We start from the raw sequence: 20392 nt of genomic DNA, 5'->3' as shown, positions 1-20392 counted from the left end.
GTGAGGTGAGGCCGATGTTATCATTAGCTATGATTGTAAAGAATGAATCAGAAAAAATTGGAAGATGTCTGCGGAGTGTACAATCTGTCGTTGATGAGATCGTAATCGTTGATACGGGTTCTACAGATCATACTAAGCAGATTGCAAGCACCTTTGGAGCGCGGATTTTTGATTACATTTGGAATGATGATTTCTCGAGTGCAAGAAACTATGCTTTAGAGCAGTGCAATGGCGATTGGATCTTAGTCCTGGATGCAGATGATCGGATTACACATGCATCCCGGAAAGAAATAGACGATTTCATACGTAAGCATGCTGCCCTAGGTCGAATCCAAATTACTAACAGCTTTGACTATAATGGAGAGCTAAGAGAATCGAAGGCTCATGTGACCCGGTTGTTTCCTAAAGGATCATTCTACACCGGTAAAATACATGAGCAGATTGTTTCTGAACTTCCAAGAAAAAACGTACCTATTGAAGTGTATCATGACGGATATTTCAAGTCTGAAAAGTATAAACGTAATATTAAGATGCTAGAAGTCGAGTTAGAACAGAATCCTGATGACTCATATACACTATTCCAACTAGGTAAAGAGTACCGGATAATAAAAGAGTATGCTAAAGCTAATGTGTACCTAACAAGATGCTATAAGGCCATCACCAGTAATGATGGTTATAAACCTCAAGTAGTGATCGAGTATTTGTATACAATCTTGGGGCTTGACGATTTTGAACGAGGGCTTACTCTAATTGAACAAGAGACGCATAACTTAAGCGACTATCCAGATTTCCTTTTCGCCAGTGGGTTATTCTTTATGGAGCTGGTGTTTAGTGAGACAGATAAGTATTTTAAATATTTCCCTTTAATAGAAGAGTCATATTTGAAATGTCTGTCCATAGGCGATACTACAAAATACGAAAGTGTTAAAGGAACAGGAAGTTTCCTGGCAGCCTATAACCTTGCTGTATTCTATGAAACTACAGGTGATCTGGGCAAAGCAAAAACATATTATCGAATTTCAGCTGAATACAATTACAAGATGGCCCAACAGCGCCTGGGTATTCTTAATACAATTAAAGAAGAAAATTAATAAATTTTTAATCATAATGCATCTTATTTTGTTATGAAAAAAGGCCGATAATTAGAGTATAATTATTAATTTCTAAAATGATGAGAGGACACCTCTATGAATAAAACAGTATCACTATGCATGATTGTAAAGAATGAAGAGAATACACTGGCACGTTGTTTGGAAAGTGTTGCCGGTAAGGTGGACGAAATTATTATTGTAGACACAGGATCGGAAGATGCCACTATAGAGACTGCAGCTCGGTTTACTTCAAACATTCACCACTTTGAATGGACTGGTAGTTTTTCCGAGGCGAGAAACTACAGTATTCAACAGGCTACCTGTGATTATATTCTTATCATGGATGCGGATGAATATCTGGACGAGAAATCTGATCTTTATAAGGAAATTGTTTCAGATGCGGATTATTTCTTATTGAAAATTAAAAATTATATATCCTATGCGGAAACCTTTACACATAAGGCAGTAAGATTATTTAAGAATAATGATCAGCTTTATTTCAAGAGTCATCTGCATGAACATATTAATGTATTGGATAAACGTTATACTTTCGTTGGAGGAGAGGCAGATCTGCTCCTTCACCATACGGGCTACAACAAAGAGACGATAGAAGAGAAGGATAAACTGCAAAGAAATCTTTCTATTATGATTAAAGCTGTTAATGAGAATCCTAATGGATATAATTTGTTTAATATGGGGAGGACTTATGTAGCTCTTGGTGAAACAGAGAAAGCTGTTAAATTGTTTCAACAAGCTTACCCTTTGTGTAAAGATAAAGTATTTTTGCCAGATCTGCTGTCCTTTCTCGCTTTGAGTCTGGGAAAGTTGGATAAGCATGAAGATGGTTTAAGAATCATAGAGGATGCGCTTCAGTTATTTTCTTCGGATTCTGAAATGCGTTATATTCATGGACAAATGCTCTTGGAGGCCGGTTATCAGGAAGAAGCGATATTATCATTCAAGAAGTGTCTCCTCATTGGGAATCAAACAGAAGGAACGATGATATCTGAAGGTTCAGGAGGTTATAAAGCCCGGTTTATGCTGGCTGAAATATATGACAAGCAAAGAAAAATAACTCAAAGCTATGAAGAGACCGTTCAGGTCCTACGAGAGAAGAAAACGTATTCTCCGGCTTTGAAAAAGTATTTTGAAATCGTAACGAAAGCAAATCTCCCTGTTGAGGAGGTCTATCACAATATAGAGTTCATATATAATGTTCAGAATATTAACGACTTAAGGCTGTTGCTGGATACCCTATACGTCTTGAGGCACCCGTTGCTTAGTAAATATGTGGGGAAATTTAATATCGAACCACCACCCCATATTATCGCGGTGGCTTTACAATATGATAAGAAATATGAGCAGGCACTTGAACAATGGTCTGATATTGCCGAATATCCTGCTGAAGCGGGAGAAGATCTGCTGTTGCTTTCTGTTATTCTTAAGGATACTGCCCTTTTTCGTAGAGCGCGTCCACTTTTGAATTTAAGCAACAGAGAGAGTGACGTTTTAATGAGTTTAGTCAACAGACAAGATAGTTCCAATGTTCGATTAACTACTAGTTTAGAAAAACTGCTTATTGAAGTTTGCCGTCATCTTATCATACTGCACGAATTTGAAATCTTTGAAAGTGTGTTAGGGCTCCTTTTGAAGGGAAGCGTAGAAACGAAGTACAACATATGCCTTTTACTCGCGGATTATAGTTTTACAGAGGTAGCAATTGATATTTTGATCAAGCTATATGACGAACAACCAAATAACATAAAGGTTATTACATTACTTGGTGATCTTTGTTTTCAAAGTAACTATCTCGAAGATGCTCATTTATTCTATACCAAACTCATGGACTTAAAACCTGTCTATAGCACTTATGAGCGCTGTTACCAATGCTACCAGAAGCAAAATGATATTAAAGGTATGAGTATTATGAACAATGAAATTAGACAAAAATTCCCTGTGGTTACTTGGATTGATCATACTTATGTTAACTAATCGTGAACATAATTTGGAGGAAGGATTTTCTTTGTTGTAAAGAGTGAGGCGAAAATATCTCTTTCCAATGGACAGGCAGCTTTGCAGAGGCAAGGAATTTTAGTAATCACAATGCTTCCTGCGATTATATATTTGTATTGGATGCTGAGACTGATTTTCTAGGTGCGAAGGTTGAGTTAATAATTTGCGATATTATTACCCCATTTTTTCCAAAGAAAATAATTGCAAAAGGGCTGCGTTTATCCGATATATTATGTATATTACTACTCCAAACAACTAAATTAAGAAGCGGCAGTAAAATGTAAATAGAATGAAGACTAATGAAGATACATCATTTCATAAAGGATATCAGTGATTTTTTACCAGTCTAAACAACCCAAAGGAGCAGTAAGGTGAATCTAATAAAGCCGCCAGCAGTACTTCTACAGACACTGGCTTTTAATGTGGAAGATTATATCGTGGAATGTGTGGAAAGTGTTCTAAATCAATCCTTTATAGATTTTGAGTGGATAGTTGTAGACAATGGATCGACCGATAGAACTAGCATGTTGCTCGAAGAATACGCCAAGAGAGATAGTAGAATACGACTTTTTAGAAATGAAATGAACACTTTTTTATATAATGAACCTTGGAATCCTGATTATATTGAGTATCTTAACAGTAGTAAAGCTGAATACTGGTGTGCATTGGATAGTGATGACTACATTCATTCTGATTTTCTAAAGGAACTTTATGCCGCTGCAATAAAGTATAATGCAGATATTGTAGTTGCTGGAACAACATTGTTTCTAGAGGGAAACCCCCATAAGAGGAGTGTGCGTTGTCCACCTGACTTTTACACAGAAGATTTAACCACTCTGGGTGATTTGCTGCCCCAAATTTACGGTAGTTTTAGATCAATGTGGGGAAAGCTTTTTAAGTTGCCTCTAGCAATGAAACAAAGCCATTATAGAACAGTAGAAAAACCGCTTACTCTATTAAACGCATTCGACACTCTATTTTGCCTTGATTGTTTAAGTTTTGCACACTCAGTCGTGGGAATAAATAAACCACTTCATTACTACAGGATGAGACAGAATTCGTTCTATAATTCACAGCTGAATAAAAATAGGTATCTAGATTATAAGACTATTTTTGAAGAAAGCAAGGAATTACTACAGAGTTGGAACAAACTTAACGATTCAAACTTACATTTTATAGCTTCTGTGTTCCTAGCATCGATGGAGGACTGTGTGATGATAGCAATGAATGCTAAATCAGCTTCAATAGAAGATAGGTTGGAAGCTGTCGAGGTGATCATATCCGATGAGTCCGTATATCAAGTGCTTGGGCAAAATAATCTTTGGGACAATCTATTCATAAAAGTAAACGATATTGTCGATCAAATAGTAGGGGATATTGAAGAATTTGAAATACCTCTGGCAATGAATCACTTTATATATAGGCTTTATTCATCTATAAAAATGATTACTTCTGCCGGAGATAACAAACAAGCTGCCCTTCTACTTTACCTATCCTCAATATGTGATATAAACAATAAAAATCATTTCGGTGTCTCATTGTTATACTCTTTCTTTAAATCTACTGGAAAAGATTCACTTGCTAAATTAGAAAGTGATGGTATTCCATGCGAGTTTCTTGCCTCACATCCTGAATTATTACGAGAAATTGTGAATGGAGATTCTGAAAAGGCACTAATTATTTGTGACCAAAATTTGGCGGACAACAATTTCATCTTGCTGAAACAATCACTGACTAAACTTGGTTCGAAAATACAACTTGATGAGTTAACACAAGTTAAACTGAATATGGAAAGAAGTATCTATGACGAGAAGTACGAAGAAGCGGTAGAATTGTTACTGGACGTTCTTGAAACTCGTCCTCTTGACCATGATGCTCTATACTACAAGTTATATATACTGATTTTGATGGGTGAATTGTTGCCAGCACTTGAAACTGCTATTGTTTTAAAGGTGTTCTATCCATATGAATGTAACTCAATGGAGTTAATAGCTTTGGCGTTTCTAAATGTTGGTTTGAAGGATATGGCTAGGAGCCTTTATCAAACAGCTTTGGATTTATGTGTAGATGAAACGCAACGGCAACATATAAAAACTGAACTTAATGCTCTTTAAATACCAATATAAGGCGTGAGTGAGATGAAGGTTGTAATTTTAGCTGGTGGATATGGGACAAGAATAAGCGAAGAAAGCCATTTGAAACCGAAACCTATGATTGAAATTGGTGACAAGCCTATTCTATGGCATATAATGAAGAGCTATAGTCACTTTGGATATAATGATTTTGTAATCTGTCTTGGTTATAAAGGTTATGTTATAAAAGAGTTTTTTGCTGATTATTATCTTCATACCTCAGATGTCACCTTTGATTTTCTTAATCAAAACATGTTAACGGTACATAATAATGTTACCGAGCCATGGCGTGTTACACTAGTGAACACTGGGTTGGATACGATGACAGGCGGTAGAATAAAAAGAATAAGAAAATATGTGGGCGATGAGAGATTTATGCTTACGTACGGTGACGGAGTGGCCGATGTAGATTTAAATCAACTCAAACAATACCATATAAATTCCGAAGCCTATATTACTATGACGTCTATTCAACCAGGTGGGCGCTTTGGGGTTCTCGCTATTGATGAAGCGACGAGCCGCATTGACCGTTTTGTTGAAAAATCAGTTGAGGATGGGGGCTGGATCAACGGCGGCTTTATGATTGTAGAACCCAAAGTGTTTGACTATATTGAGGACGACACTACAGTATTTGAAGCTGATACGCTGGTTAAAATTGCTCATGAAGGCAAATTAAATGCATATAAGCATTATGGATTCTGGCAGTGTATGGATACGCAGCGAGATAAAGGCGTACTTGAGAACCTGTGGAGAAACAACAAAGCACCTTGGAAGCTTTGGGAGTAGGATATCATTGTTTGAGAGGGGGCATTGATATGTGGATGCCAGAAATAACTAGAGAAGATATGAGTTTTATTTATAAATCGATGTCAGAGGAGTATAAGCAAAAATTATATGGTAGAACGGTCTTAATCACTGGATTTGCAGGCTCGCTGGGATACTCCTTGCTTCATTTCTTTGCTGCACACGGTGAACAGCTTGGTGTTAAAAAAGTTTATGCCATTGATAAACTTATGTTTGGGCAGCCAAACTGGATGAAGCGCTTTATAGGAAATCCACTTTTTGATTTGCGTACTTTAGATGTTATTTCCTGTGATTTCGACTTTGCTAGTGATGCAGATCTTGTTTTCCACATGGCATCACTCGCCTCTCCTATCTATTATCGACTACATCCCATTGAAACCATGGATGCCGATGTCACTGGTCTTCGTCGATTGCTTGATTTCTTTAAAACTAAACATATTAAAGGCTTTTTGTTTTATTCCAGCAGTGAAATTTATGGCGACCCTCACTCTTCTCAAATCCCAACTCCGGAAGATTATTGGGGAAATGTAAATTCTTGTGGACCGAGAGCCTGCTACGATGAATCAAAGCGTTTTGGAGAAACACTCTGTTATAATTTTGCGAAGCAATATGATATGCCGATCACTGTTGTTCGTCCGTTTAATAACTATGGACCCGGGATGAGAATTAATGATCAAAGGGTAGTAGCGGATTTTGCAAAGGCTGTAATAGATAACGAGAATATTGTGATTTATTCTGACGGGAAACCGACCCGTACGTTTGATTATATTCCCGATGCCACAGTAGGATACATTAAGTGTGCGCTATATGGAAAATTTGATGTATTTAATATCGGTTCGGATAAACCGGAGATTACTATTTTGCAATTAGCCGAACTCTACAAAAAAATAGCTCATGAGCAGTTTGGTTACAATGGTACCATTGTGTATGAAGTTCATTCAGATAAGGATTATTTGACGGATAACCCTAATCGCCGCTGTCCGGACATCACAAAGGCAAGAACAATACTTGAATATGAGCCGCAAATTCATATTGAAGAGGGAATTAAGAGGTACCTGCTTTATTTACAGGAATGTGACAGGAGTGAATATCAATGGTGAATGAATTTTCGGTTGATATGCTGACCAAGGAGTCAAATCAGATTGATATTTTATTACAGAAGTGTTCGGAAGTTTTAACTACAGATCGAAAACCAATTGTGTTATTTGGTTCGGGATTCATTGGAAGGTATTATTTAGATCTGATAAAAAAAATGGACATGGTAGTAGAGGTATACTTTTGTGATAACAACCCAAACAAATGGGGAACAAGTATTGATGATGTATTGGTAATTAGCTTTGATGAATTAAAAAACAATTATAGAAGTAGCTACATTATAATTACCTCTTTACAATTTTACGATGAAATCCGTCTTCAATTGAAGGAGAATAACTTAAAAATTTTGCTAGATGAATCAATATATTCTGTTATTACAGATGATTACGACGTGTTGCAAGTATATAAAGATTATCATAAATTAATTTGCGAAAACATCGAGAAGTTTTCAACTATTTATAACTTGTTATCTGACGATTATTCTAAGCGGTTGTTTTGCGATAGATTAAATTATATTATCAGTGCTAACTCCAGGTATATTACTCCTTTGAGAAGCAAATCACCTCAATATTTTGAACCGGAGATAATTTCTTTATCAAATGAAGAGATATTTATCGACGGTGGGGGATATATAGGAGATACGGTTCAGGAATTTATTAAGCAAACGAATGAACAGTATACCAAAGTATACTCTTTTGAACCGGAGGAAAGTAAACATTGGATTTTTTTAAAGAATTTCTCATCTACAAATAAAATTAAACTTGTACCTTACGGTCTTTGGGATAAAAAGGAAGAAATTAATTTTTCTTCACGTGATGACATGGCTAGTGGAATAAGTGAAACAGGTAATACTATAATTCCAGTGACTTCCATTGATGAGTTTCTTGGTGGGGACCCTGTAACTTTTATCAAAATGGATATAGAAGGAGCAGAGTTTAAAGCACTGAAGGGCGCGGAGAAAACCATAAGAAAATACAAACCGAAACTTGCCATATGCGTATATCATAAACCACTGGATATTGTGGAGATACCGATGTATTTAAAAGAACTTGTACCTGAGTATAAATTTTATTTGAGACACTATAATTATGGTCTGACTGAAACTGTTTGTTATGCTGTGGTTGAGTAAATTATGAGGGTGTGACTGTAAGTGATAAATCAATTTTCACTCAAGAAAATAGAAAGCAGGTCAAACCGATTATCTGAATTAATTGCAAATGACTCCATAAATAATCAAAGGCCATTAATTTTGTATGGAAGCGGATCATGGGGAGTTTATTACTTAAATGCCATGAAGGATCTATTTAAGGATTTTGTATTTTGTGATGGAAACCCGTCAAAATGGGGAACTACCGTAGAAGGCATACCTGTGATCAATCCTGAGGAACTAAAGACAAACTATAGGGACTGCCATATTACTATAACGTCATTGGATTATTATGATGAGATTTATCAGCAAATAAAGGATTTTCAACTTCAAGAAAGACTAGTAATGGCTCTAGAGGGATTTAGAGATGACCAATTAAAAGACTATTACAATTTAATAATTGAAAATTATGAGTACTTTGCCAAAACCTATGACGTGCTTTCTGATGAGCTTTCCCAGGACATCTTTTATGATAGACTCAATTGTTGTATCTCTGGGAATCATGAATATCTTCTTCCCTTGAGAAGCAAAACCTCTCAATATTTCGACCCGAATATCATTTCTCTCTCTGAGGAAGAAATTTTTATAGATGGTGGTGCTTATACTGGTGATACAGTACTAGAATTTCTAAAACAGACAAACGGTATGTTTAAGCAGATTTACTCGTTTGAACCTGAGGAAAGTAAGTATAAGGATTATTTTGAGATAAGCTCCAAGCATGATAATATCCAATTACTGAACTATGGACTATGGAGCAAAAAGGATGTTCTCCGTTTTAATGCGGTAAATGATGGTTCAAGTGGTGTAAGTGAGAATGGTATTGTAGAAATCCCGGTAATATCGATTGATGAGCTACTTGATGGAAAACCGGTAACTTTTATAAAGATGGACATCGAAGGTGCAGAACTTGAGGCTTTAAAAGGTGCGCAAGAGATCATTAAAAAATATAAGCCTAAACTTGCAATATGCGTATATCATAAACCATTAGATATTGTAGAAATTCCCTTATTTTTGAAACGGCTTGTACCTGAATATAAAATTTATCTTAGACACTATAACATCAGTATGTACGAAACCGTATGTTATGCGGTTGTTTGATAATAGGCAAGGGGGGCGTTATGATCAACATACCCAAGAGAGTTCTGTTTGTGAATGGCTTGCCAATTGATAAAGGCGGAATAGAAACAGCAATAATGCAGGTATATAGAGGTATTGAGCGTAGACAGCTTTTAATTGATTTTGCAGTAAGAAAGCCTGAAACCGGACATTTTCATGAAGAAATAGAGAGATATGGTGGTAGAATATTCAATCTGTTTGCAAACAGAAAGCATAATGGTAATAAAAAGTGGAACTTTGCTATGGATATTTATTATATTTATAGCTTTTATAAGCTTTTAAAAGATAAAGGACCTTTTTGTGCGGTGCACATAGCTCATCCCATGCTTGAAGGTTTTTTGATGATAGCAGCTAAGATGGCAGGTGTTCCGGTAAGAATTGCACACAGTAATAATACTGGAATTGACGATAAGCAACGTCTTAGTCTAGTCAGGAAATTAACAAGAAAATTAAAATTAACAATTTGCAGGGAGTACGCAACCCACATTTGGGGATGTTCTAAAGAAGCTTCTAAGTACCAATTCGGTAAAAACATTTTAGAAGACAAGCGGTCAGAAATCGTTCCATATCCGGTGGCAATCCACAATTTTGTGAGGAACCCTTGCAATAGAAATGAAGCGTGCTTGCAATTAAACATTGAAGCTCAAAATATAAACCTTATTAATGTCGGAAGATATACACCGCAAAAAAATCAATTATTCTTGCTGGAAACTTTTAAAAAAATGTTGAACAAAAGAAATGACCTTCATTTAATGCTGACAGGCCCTGGCTCGCTTGAAAATGAGATCAGAGAATATATTGAAAAACTTGATATGAAAAATTATGTAACGATGCTTGAAAGTAATACCAGTATTCCACTAGCATTGTCAGCATCAGATTATTTTTTACTGCCATCTATATATGAAGGTTTCGGGATTGTACTCATTGAAGCACAGGCAGCAAGTATTCCCTGTATTGTATCAGATGTATGCCAACCAGAACCTGACATGGGGTTAGTTGATTATATCCCTCTAGATAAAGGTTCAACATATTGGGCTGATTATATTCTATCTAAGATTCAACAACCTGAAGACAGAACGGTTAATTTAACACGTCTAATGGAATATGACGTGTCAAACGTAGCCCCACGTATGCAAAAGGTATACTTAGAAGGTTTGAAATACGGACAATGAGTGGCGATATTTGAAATTAGCAAAACTATAAACTAGTAGGAGCTTAAAATGAGTTATACAATTACAGTGTTTGGGCTTGGTTTTGTAGGGCTAACTTCTGCTTTGGCATTTGCTGAAAATGGACATAAAGTATATGGCTTCGACTTAGATGCACATAGGGTGGAGTTGATCAATGGCGGAAAGCTTCCTTTTATTGAACCAGGACTCGATGATGCACTGCTTCGTAATATCCATGGTAATTTCATTGTTACAGATGATGCAGAAAACTCTGTGAGGAATAGTGACTTTGTCTTTTTATGCGTCGGAACACCAACCGGTAAGAATGGAGAGGCAGATTTAAAATATATTTATTCTGCTATTGATATGTTTGCTAATGTTCTACACGATGGTAAACACCGTGTGATCGTTGTAAAATCTACTGTACCCCCGTCCACAACGTCTGAACGAGTCATTCCGTATTTGAGTGCTCAAGGATTACTTCCCGGGGATAGGTTTAGTGTCACCAATAACCCTGAGTTTTTGCGGGAAGGGAAGTGTTGGGATGATGCGATAAATGCTGATCGAATCGTTTGTGGTGTTGAAGATCATAAGGGTGAGGAGATGCTCCGTTCCTTGTACAGCCGATTCAATAGTCCCTTTTTTGCTGTTTCGCTCAATACGGGTGAATATATTAAGTATCTATCCAACACAATGCTTGCTAGTATGATTAGTTATGCAAATGAAATGTCTATAATTGCCGATGCAATCGGAGATATCCAAATCAAGGAAGCTTTTAACATTTTGCACATGGATCGACGTTGGGGTGGGGCTAGCATGTCATCTTATGTTTATCCTGGGTGTGGATATGGTGGATATTGCTTGCCGAAAGATACAGCTGCGATGTATGCACAGTCCATGTCAAAAGGATACGAACCTCTGATGCTTAAGAATGTTATTGCCATAAATAATATGATGCCTCAGTCGATGGCAGCTAAAATTATGAGAGTTGCAAAGCCTTCCGACAAGATAGGTATTCTAGGTTTGTCTTTTAAACCTGGTTCGGACGACGTTCGGGATAGTACATCAGCAAAAATTATCTCGCTTCTATTGGATGCAGGTTATACAAACCTTATTGGGTTTGATCCTGTAGCGAATGAATGCTTTGCCAGAGAGTACAATTTCGCCGAGGTTAGATACTGTGAAAATGTTCAAGTTATAGGTGACCAATCGGACGTCCTTGTTCTAGTCACTGCTTGGGAGCAGTTTGTTGGTATAGATAAGAAGTACCCTGGAAAGCCTATCGTTGATTGCAGATATTTCTTATGAGGTGATGAATTATGCCGCTGTTAAGTATCATCATACCTGTGTTTAATGCAGAACAATATATAGAAGAATGCCTTGAAAGTATATTAAATCAAGCGTTCAGCGATTATGAAATAATTTTAATTGATGATGCTTCAAAAGATAATAGTGGTCATATTTGCGATGCTTATGCAGCACAATATGAGCAAATAGAAGTGATTCACCTAGAGGTTAATAGTCTTCCGGCAGTGGCGCGTAATATAGGTTTAAATATGTCTAAAGGCGAATATATACATTTCTGTGATAATGATGACTACTATATAGACGGTATCTTCTCGCATATTGCAGCTAAACTCCGAGATTGTGCTCCAAGTGTGCTAATGGGGCAATTTATTAGCATACCGGAAAAAGGGGCTTTCATTACGAAAGATGTACCGCTCAACCCGGAAGTATTTATACAAAGTGACTCCAACCAAATGTCTGAATATTTGCTCACTATCCCTAATCTCTTATGTACACCTTGGAAAATCATTGTAAACCGAGAACTTTTAATCTCAAATAATATAACATTTCCTGAAGGGTATCATTCAGAGGATGAGGAATGGTTTCCCAAAGTGATATGCTGCGCTAATACATTTGCTTTACTTGAAGAACCTTTTTACTGCTACCGTCCAAGAGCTATGGGTTCAATCACTTCAACTAAAAGTTATTTGCACAGTAAGTCTCATTTAGTGGTTGCTTTCCATTTGTTGCGTTTTCTCAACGAGAAAAAATTTGAGGATGCTCGCTGTGAATTTTTGTATTCCCGTATCGATTTCCTACTGGGGTTATTCTCAACACGTTGTAGCACATTCCTTACAGAAGAGTTACGTGAAATAGCTATGATCATTCAATCCAACATGGACATTTTTCCACTGATCGCTAAGTTACCACGGAGACAATCTTTACATGAGTTAGTAAGGGGGTATGGTGCATACATTGGAATTTGTCTGTACCGAACATATGTTATAGAAACTACAATGGAATTGTTACATGGAAAAGAGAACAGGGAGATCTATGTATTCCCCACTGGGTATAATGGTGAAGGAACTGCGAGAATATTACAAAATGCTGGGTATGATGTGAAAGGATTTATTGATAATAGTGAGAAAAAAGAAGGATGCATCATCAACGGATTGCCTGTAAGTTTACCTTATATCCTAAAAAAAATGCCGCCGGAAAGTCTGAGTAGCATATTTGTGATGGTGTCGGTTCAAAGTGATAGCGTTGCAAATTTAATTATAAATCAACTCAGAGAACTAGGGTTGCATGATTCTCAGTTTTCCAGCAAAATTTACTGATATATTGTGGATAGAATGGGGAAGCTGCCAGTGTCGCTAAAAATGCCTAAGATCAGCATCATAATGTGCACGTATAATCGAGCACAGTTTCTATCCCGATCAATTGAAAGCATACTCTCACAAACATTTACTGACTTTGAATTTATTTTGGTGATCAACGGGTCTACAGATGGTAGCGAAATAATATGTAATAAGTATGCTGAGCAAGATAGCAGAATAAGACTTATTCCTATCACAGAAAACCGTGGAGCACCCGTTGGCAGAAATAAGGGACTAGAAGCGGCTTCATGTGAGTTTATTACCATTGTTGATGATGACGACCGCTGCGAACCCCAGATGCTTGAGTTTCTATGGGACTTGGCTACTAAGCATAATGCTGATATAGCCATGTGCGGTAGCTGGAATGATTTTTCTAGTAGGAAAGAGCCGTATTTTATATTTGATGATCTTTTAATATTGGATAAAGTACAGGGGCTGGATGAATTATTAAAACGCGAAAAATACAATGTGGCACCGCCAACAAAGCTTTTCCGCAAAACATTATTTGATGGCATACATTTTAAAGAAAATGTGATTGTGGATGATATACACATCATTTATAAGATTTTTGCCAAAGCTAACATTGTAGTTGTGCAAGGGAAACCACTTTATAGTTTTACCAAGCATGGAAGTAATATGACTAGTTTTATCCAGACTGATGTACTTTCACCAAGAATTTTAAATGAGTACCTTTCTGCTTTTCGTCAACGTACAGAATACCTCTGTAAAAACGTACCTGGCATTACATCTAGAGTCAGGTATTCCGAATGGTCGTATATGATCTCTATGTGTCAAAAAATAAAGCAATACAATAATACGGACTGTTCAGAGACATATGAATTTATGGTTAAAACCATACATGAAAATTATAGCGAGTTGATTGAAAATCCATTTATAACAGAAATGGAGAAAACGCAACTAAAGGGAATGTGATAATAATAAATCAGGGCTGCGATTTCAAACTATTATAAAATATTAAGAAGAAGTACAAATAGACAGAAGCCACTCTTAAGCAAGTGTGGTTTTTTTTTTACAATAGAAGAGATAGACAGAATAGGTAGCATTATATTAGAAGAATAATTCTTAGTACAGCAAACCTTTCGTACTGGAGATTCCTGTTCTTTCTTTTTAATTCGATATTTTACGGTGTTGTTTCAGTTCCAGCTAAATACAAAAATCAGGAGAATTAATTAAAATACTTTAATAACCTTTCTTTAATACCGATATATAAACTAAATACAAGTTTCCGTGGAGGTTATGGGAATGGACGTTCAGTTTTCTCTATCCGCTAAATCGGTAGAGCGCAGCATTAGTAATGTGAGAAATGAATCAGCCTCAAACAAGGATGATATTAACAGGATAGCGCAAGCCACAAGTGCTTCTGAACTGACTGCTATGGAAAAGCAGGGAGTCAAGGTGCCGGTTGGAGAAGAGCAGCTAATCCGAACTATTGCTCGTGCAGTAAAGGCATTGGAAGGGCCAACTACCTCTTTAGAGATAAGCATACATGAGAAGACCCATGCCCTGATGGTAAAGGTAATGAATAAAGAAACAGGCGAGTTAATACGGGAGGTTCCGCCAGAAAAAACGCTGGATCTTGTCGCAAAGATGATGGAAATAGCCGGCATTCTTATTGATGAAAAAGTATAAGGGGGAATTATGAATGGTGCTGAGAGTTAGCGGATTTTCTTCAGGATTAGATATCGACAGTGTTGTTAAACAAATGATGGCAGCTAAGCGCGCACCACTGGATAAGCTGAATCAACAAAAGACATTGATGGAATGGCAGCGGGACAGCTACAGAGAATTTAATGCCAAGTTAGTCGATCTTAAGATGAATAAACTGATTAAGTGGAATACTTCATCTCAAATGAACACCCAAAAAGCAATTGTGGGAGGCAATACGACGGCTGTCCGGGCGGAGGCCAGCTCGGCATCTAACGGGGTGGATATGTCAGTTACGGTGAAACAGCTTGCTACCAAATCCTCATTAGAATCAGCCTCTAAACTTACTACTACCTCAGGGACGGATAAAGTTATACTTAATACTAAATTGAGTGACCTGAGCGGGGCAACATCACCACTAACATTTGTTGTAGATGGTGGAGAAAGTATTACCTTTACTGAGGACGATACTATTTCAACAGCAATGGCCAGAATAAACAGTGGCTCAGGAGATATCAAAGCCACCTTCGATGAAGTGAGCGGTAAGTTATCCATTACATCCAATAAGTTTGGTGCAGATAACGTAATTGAAAATCAAAAGGTCAGCGGTTCACTCCTTACTCTGGTAAAGATGGATTATAGCAATACAAATGCATCATTTTTTAAGGCTCAAGAAGCAATTGTTGAAATTACCAGCAGTAAGTCTGCTACCGCTGAGGTCTATACCAGCACTTCAAACTCTCTAACTGTTAATGGTGTTTCGCTTACTTTTCTTGCTAAAAGCGACACTACGGGCGGAGCTACTACGATTAAGACCCAGGCTGATGCTGATAAATCCGTTGAGACAATTAAAGCTTTTGTAGAAACGTATAATGAACTTATTAATACAATGGCTACAACTATAGGGGAAGAAAAGTACAGAAGTTATACTCCTCTGACGGATGAACAAAAGGAAGCAATGAGCGAGAAGGAAATTGAATTGTGGGAGAAGAAAGCGAAAAGTGGTTTGCTCAAAGGAGATGTTATTCTTCAAACGGCCATCTCGGATATGCGTTCGGCAATAACTAGTAAACTTGGGGACCTTAGCGAGATGGGAATTACTACTGGACAATATTACGAGAACGGGAAGATTTATCTCAATGAGGATAAGCTTAAGCAGGCAATTCTGGATAACCCGCAAAAGGTAAGTGATATATTCCGCGGTTCTGCATTAGAGGTGAACGGAGGAATCTTCGGGGCACTGTCTACCGCGGCAGACAAGGCTTTAGACAAAATTGTGCTAAAAGCGGGTACATCAAAATTCTCAACAGATCTTAACTTTGCCTATAAAACGGAAAGTGTTATGGGACGGATGTTAAAGGATTATAACTCACGTATAAATTCATTGCAGGATCGTCTCAGCGATCTGGAAACCAGATATTATAAACAGTTTACAGCTATGGAAACCGCGATGAATAAATATAATTCTCAGTCTTCAAGTTTAAGCAGTTTATTCTCTAGTTAATTTGAAGTGAAAGGTGACATACATGATAAATTCTCCTTATGAAAAATACCGTCAATCATCGGTTAACACATCGACCCCAGCGCAGTTGCTTATAATGTTGTTTGATGGAGCAATCCGATTTGTCAGGGCTGGTATCGAGGGGATTGATGCGGTGAATCATCAGAAGGCAAACTTGAATCTAGGCAAGGCTCAACTGATTATTAGTGAATTGATGTCGACTTTGAATCCTTCCTACGAAATATCGAAAAGCCTGCTCTCTCTTTATGAATATATCAATTACCTGCTTATCCAAGCAAATGTAAAGAAAGAGAAATCGCATGCAGAAGAGGCTCTGGGGTATTTAACTGAGTTTCGCTTAACTTGGATGGAAGCCTCTAAGATGCCTGTAAATGACAACACACATGGATAAACAAGTCGCTATATTGGTTGATATTACCCTGAATATCACTAATCGATTAAATACTTGTTCTTTCGAGGAATTAGAGGAATTTGTTGAAGAACGTCAGATTTTAATTGACTCCATTCGAGAAAGATTTAGTGGGAGGTCTTCCTTCTCTATAGAAGAAGAGAGTCATCTGAAGGCAGTGCTAAGACGAGATCCTGAAATACTCGAAAGAATGCAGCAACTTAAAAGTGAGGCTGCCAAGTGGCTTCAACAGAGAGAGTTAGCCAAAGCCCAGCGCAACGCCTATGAAGCTGTCTATACCCCAGGCAGCATTCTAATGGACCGCAAAAAATAATATTTTCTTGATGTTTCATATCAGGAGCAGACGGGTATTAAATAGCGTCTGCTCCTTTTTGATTAATGATATCGTTTACAGCTGATTTTGGACTTCATTTGCGAGTGGTAAATTATTGCAAGTAAACATTTACTTTTCCAATTGACAATGAAGAAGCTGCGGTGGTATAGTCGAGTTGTGGGCAAGGCTCACGTTCATCTGATGACGAAGGGAATGTTTAATCAATGGAAGGTAAAGTAAAATGGTTTAACGCAGAAAAAGGTTATGGCTTCATCGAAACTGCCGATGGTGGCGACGTATTCGTACACTTCTCCGCGATCCAAACTGATGGCTTTAAGACTTTGGATGAAGGTCAATCCGTAGAGTTTGACATTGTTGAAGGTGCGCGCGGACCACAAGCAGCTAACGTCATCAAATTATAATCATCCGGCGAAGCCGACCTACATATATGGTAGATGGTTAGCAATTTAGACAACGCTAGCAGAGACCTTGGGATATTCCCCAGGGTCTTTTTTTATTGTTCTGAAAGCGCTAATTTGCCGTCTACAGCTCTCATACCCAACATGAATTTCCATTTATTTGTTAGAGTAATGCAAATACTGGGTAATGACAGATGTTGGGCCTACGGTTTTGCCTCGATACAGACTATTCGTGCTTAGGGATATGAGGGGATGAATTACATCATACCGCCTGGGTGAGAGAAAGCAAGGGATGCTTTTATAGCAGGTACTGTATAGTGCGGTTTATATGAGCGGAGGCCAACAAATGTAAGCGCACGCTTCCGGGGTTAGCTGCTTTTGTAATAGCTATTGACGGAGCGTATGCGTAAAACTTTTGAGGAGGATGGACAGCAGAATGAAGAAAATGTGGCGTGGTTTAATGACCGGAGTACTTGGAATCAGTATGTTGTTCGGGGCTCTGGGAAGTGTCTCTGCAGCAACAGCCAAGGACATTCAAGGGCACTGGGCGCAGAGCCAATTGCAGGATTGGCTGGATAAAGGTTACCTGCAGGGCTATGCTGACGGAACGGTAAAACCGAATAATGCAATTACCCGCGGAGAATATGTTGCGCTGGTAAACCGCCTGTTTGGGTTTACGGATACGGCAGCCATTACCTTTACAGATCTTAAAAGCAACAACTGGGCTTACAGTGAAGTGGCCAAGGCTGTAAGAGCCGGATATATCGGCGGATATGAGAACAATACGTTCCGCGCCACCAGCCCGATTACCCGGCAAGAAGCAGCGGTCATTACCGCAAAGCTGCTCGGCTTGAACACTAACAGCACAACGCTCACGTTTAAGGATAGTGCCCAAGTGTCCTCGTGGGCTAAAGGAGCAGTTGCAGCTGCGGCTGCCAAGAGCATCATTAACGGTTATCCGGACGGAACCTTCGGACCGAAGAAGGCTCTGACAAGAGCGGAGGCAGTCGGAATAATCGGGAACTCAGCGGCAAATAGACCTGGCGGTTCAGGTGGTACCGTTACACCGACACCTACGCCTACACCAGCCGCGACAGCTACTCCGGCACCGACTGCAACGCCTGCCATCCCGGGAGGCGGAGGTAACAGCGGCGGGGGCGGAAACGGCGGCAGCGTCTCACCGACCGTAAGCAATGTGACCTACGGGCATGTTGGTTCTGTTACGGCTGATGTATATCTTACTCCGTCAGTGACGGGTGCCGTTTATTATGTTGTTGCCCCTTACAGCAGCACAGCTACAGCGCCGAATTATCTGCAGGTCCGTGACGGTCTGACTGCTGCCGGATCGCCAGGCGTGAATGCCGGTTCAACGGCTGCAACTGCTGGCAGCACTGTGTCGTTCTCAGTTTACGGCTTGCAGCCTAACACGGAGTATTCAGCCTACATTGCCGTTGCTGATACTGCGGGAAGCTGGTCAGGTGTATACACTCTGCGTCTGGCTACTGCCTCAGCGGGCGGGACAGCCATAGCTGCGCTCAGCCCGGGCTCCATGGGGACAGTTACAGCTGATGTTTATGTGACAGCCGGACAGACAGGCGGAACGTCAACGCCAGTACGCTATGTGGTCCTTCCGGCAAATGCTGCTAATCCTACTGCAGAACAGATTGCAGCAGGGCAAAACAGCTTGGGTGAACAGCTTGCTGCTCCTTGGAGCGGCGGCTTTACATCAGTGCCGGGAGTAAGGCAGACACTGACACTGAGCGGTCTTACGAGTAATACGGCTTATAAAGTGTATGTCATTGCAGGCAGCGGAACAGCTTGGTCTCCGGTGGAGCTTTTACGGATCCATACAAAATAGACTTAAGCACACTCTGTATACCGGCAAGGTTTTTTAAGGGAATGGCTCTTATAATTTCAGCTGAAACAGGAATAATATAATCGGCTAGACAGGTCCGGATGAGGGCAAAGTGATTGCCCCGTTCGGACTTTGTTTATTTTAATGTATGGAAGGCTGTAACTTATGTAAGGTAAATGTAAAGTCTGTAATGAATTGCTTTTTACTTAGCGCTGACAATTTGGTATAATGGGAACGTAAACAAAGGAGGAGTGCCCTATGCAATTCAGCATTCGAGGTCAACAAATTGAAGTGACAGATGCTTTGAGAGATTATGTTGATAAAAAGCTCAGCAGACTTGAGAAGTATTTCGATGCACCCCCTACCTCAGAAGGATATGTGACGCTTAGCGTAGTCCGCGGCATCCACACGGTGGAAGTCACAATTCCGCTCGCCGGTGTAACGCTTCGTGCAGAAGACCGCAGCGATGACATGTACGCATCTATTGATGCTGTTGTGGACAAGCTGGAACGGCAGATCCGCAAGCACAAAACTAAGCTCAACCGTAAGTTCCGCCAGGAGGGCAGCCTGAAGACAATCTTCGTCGAAGAACCGGCAAGTGCCGTTGCTGTCGAGGAGCAGGATTACGATGATCTGGAAGTAGTGCGGAACAAGCGCTTCACTCTGAAGCCAATGGATGTAGAGGAAGCTATTCTGCAGATGAACATGGTTGGACATAATTTCTTCGTATTCTCCAACATTGAGACTTCTGAAGTAAGTGTTGTTTACAAACGCAATGACGGAAAGTACGGCCTGATCGAACAGGATTAACCACAGTTATCAGGCAATCAAGGTTTATACTGGAGAGTCATTACCGCCAGTACTAATTACAAAAATCAACCGAGTCCCTATTCGCTTGAAGCGAATAGGGCTCTTATTCGTATAAAAAGAGTGACAATTCGTCGAGACCGCTATTTTGTAAAATAAGGTTGCGGCTGCT

General features: G+C 39.0%; 18 protein-coding genes. All 18 read left to right on the top strand.

Annotated features, from left to right (window positions below; translation table 11 throughout):
* The first annotated feature begins 14 nt into the window (after window positions 1–14).
* Entirely contained in the window at window positions 15–1091 is a 1077-nt protein-coding gene (locus R70723_RS29195; RefSeq protein ID WP_231574796.1) for a tetratricopeptide repeat-containing glycosyltransferase family 2 protein, read from the top strand.
* A 96-nt stretch (window positions 1092–1187) separates the two neighbouring features.
* Complete coding sequence (locus tag R70723_RS29190) at window positions 1188–3083, top strand: glycosyltransferase family 2 protein (protein WP_039877551.1); 1896 nt, start codon at window positions 1188–1190, stop codon at window positions 3081–3083.
* A gap of 392 nt (window positions 3084–3475) precedes the next feature.
* Window positions 3476–5218, top strand: coding sequence for a glycosyltransferase family A protein (locus R70723_RS29185; RefSeq protein ID WP_039877549.1), 1743 nt, complete (start codon window positions 3476–3478; stop codon window positions 5216–5218).
* 24 nt (window positions 5219–5242) lie between these two features.
* A complete protein-coding gene (gene rfbF, locus R70723_RS29180; protein ID WP_039877548.1) occupies window positions 5243–6022 on the top strand; it encodes a glucose-1-phosphate cytidylyltransferase in 780 nt (259 codons plus the stop codon).
* 29 nt (window positions 6023–6051) lie between these two features.
* Window positions 6052–7140 (top strand): NAD-dependent epimerase/dehydratase family protein, encoded by a 1089-nt coding sequence (locus R70723_RS29175; protein WP_039877546.1) that lies wholly within the window; start codon window positions 6052–6054, stop codon window positions 7138–7140.
* On the top strand, window positions 7134–8264 hold the full coding sequence (locus R70723_RS32435; protein ID WP_052421510.1) for an FkbM family methyltransferase: 1131 nt from the start codon (window positions 7134–7136) through the stop codon (window positions 8262–8264). Before R70723_RS29175 ends, R70723_RS32435 begins: the two co-directional genes overlap by 7 nt.
* Window positions 8265–8285: 21 nt before the next feature.
* Window positions 8286–9380: an FkbM family methyltransferase gene (locus R70723_RS29165; protein WP_144027116.1), complete on the top strand. Its 1095-nt coding sequence runs from the start codon at window positions 8286–8288 to the stop codon at window positions 9378–9380.
* A gap of 20 nt (window positions 9381–9400) precedes the next feature.
* The gene (locus R70723_RS29160) at window positions 9401–10570 is read left to right on the top strand and encodes a glycosyltransferase (protein ID WP_039877545.1); all 1170 of its coding nucleotides are present in this window, start codon (window positions 9401–9403) and stop codon (window positions 10568–10570) included.
* A 48-nt stretch (window positions 10571–10618) separates the two neighbouring features.
* Window positions 10619–11875, top strand: coding sequence for a UDP-glucose dehydrogenase family protein (locus R70723_RS29155; protein WP_039877544.1), 1257 nt, complete (start codon window positions 10619–10621; stop codon window positions 11873–11875).
* A gap of 11 nt (window positions 11876–11886) precedes the next feature.
* Entirely contained in the window at window positions 11887–13191 is a 1305-nt protein-coding gene (locus R70723_RS29150) for a glycosyltransferase family 2 protein (protein ID WP_039877543.1), read from the top strand.
* A gap of 30 nt (window positions 13192–13221) precedes the next feature.
* On the top strand, window positions 13222–14163 hold the full coding sequence (locus R70723_RS29145; RefSeq protein ID WP_231574795.1) for a glycosyltransferase family 2 protein: 942 nt from the start codon (window positions 13222–13224) through the stop codon (window positions 14161–14163).
* Window positions 14164–14493: 330 nt separating this feature from the next.
* The gene (locus R70723_RS29140) at window positions 14494–14880 is read left to right on the top strand and encodes a flagellar protein FlaG (protein WP_039877542.1); all 387 of its coding nucleotides are present in this window, start codon (window positions 14494–14496) and stop codon (window positions 14878–14880) included.
* A 13-nt stretch (window positions 14881–14893) separates the two neighbouring features.
* The gene (gene fliD, locus R70723_RS29135; RefSeq protein ID WP_231574794.1) at window positions 14894–16399 is read left to right on the top strand and encodes a flagellar filament capping protein FliD; all 1506 of its coding nucleotides are present in this window, start codon (window positions 14894–14896) and stop codon (window positions 16397–16399) included.
* A gap of 22 nt (window positions 16400–16421) precedes the next feature.
* Window positions 16422–16808: a flagellar export chaperone FliS gene (gene fliS / locus R70723_RS29130; RefSeq protein ID WP_039877540.1), complete on the top strand. Its 387-nt coding sequence runs from the start codon at window positions 16422–16424 to the stop codon at window positions 16806–16808.
* A complete protein-coding gene (locus R70723_RS29125) occupies window positions 16789–17139 on the top strand; it encodes a flagellar protein FliT (protein ID WP_083684203.1) in 351 nt (116 codons plus the stop codon). The genes fliS and R70723_RS29125 overlap by 20 nt, the downstream gene beginning before the upstream one ends.
* 224 nt (window positions 17140–17363) lie before the next feature.
* Window positions 17364–17561, top strand: coding sequence for a cold shock domain-containing protein (locus R70723_RS29120; protein WP_019915069.1), 198 nt, complete (start codon window positions 17364–17366; stop codon window positions 17559–17561).
* Between the two features lie 433 nt (window positions 17562–17994).
* Complete coding sequence (locus R70723_RS32430) at window positions 17995–19416, top strand: S-layer homology domain-containing protein (protein ID WP_052421507.1); 1422 nt, start codon at window positions 17995–17997, stop codon at window positions 19414–19416.
* 255 nt (window positions 19417–19671) lie between these two features.
* Entirely contained in the window at window positions 19672–20223 is a 552-nt protein-coding gene (hpf, locus tag R70723_RS29110; RefSeq protein ID WP_039877536.1) for a ribosome hibernation-promoting factor, HPF/YfiA family, read from the top strand.
* Window positions 20224–20392 lie beyond the last annotated feature (169 nt).

The sequence above is a fragment of the Paenibacillus sp. FSL R7-0273 genome (genome assembly GCF_000758625.1).
Lineage (GTDB): Bacteria > Bacillota > Bacilli > Paenibacillales > Paenibacillaceae > Paenibacillus_AQ.
This window is presented reverse-complemented; position numbering and strand designations above follow the sequence as displayed.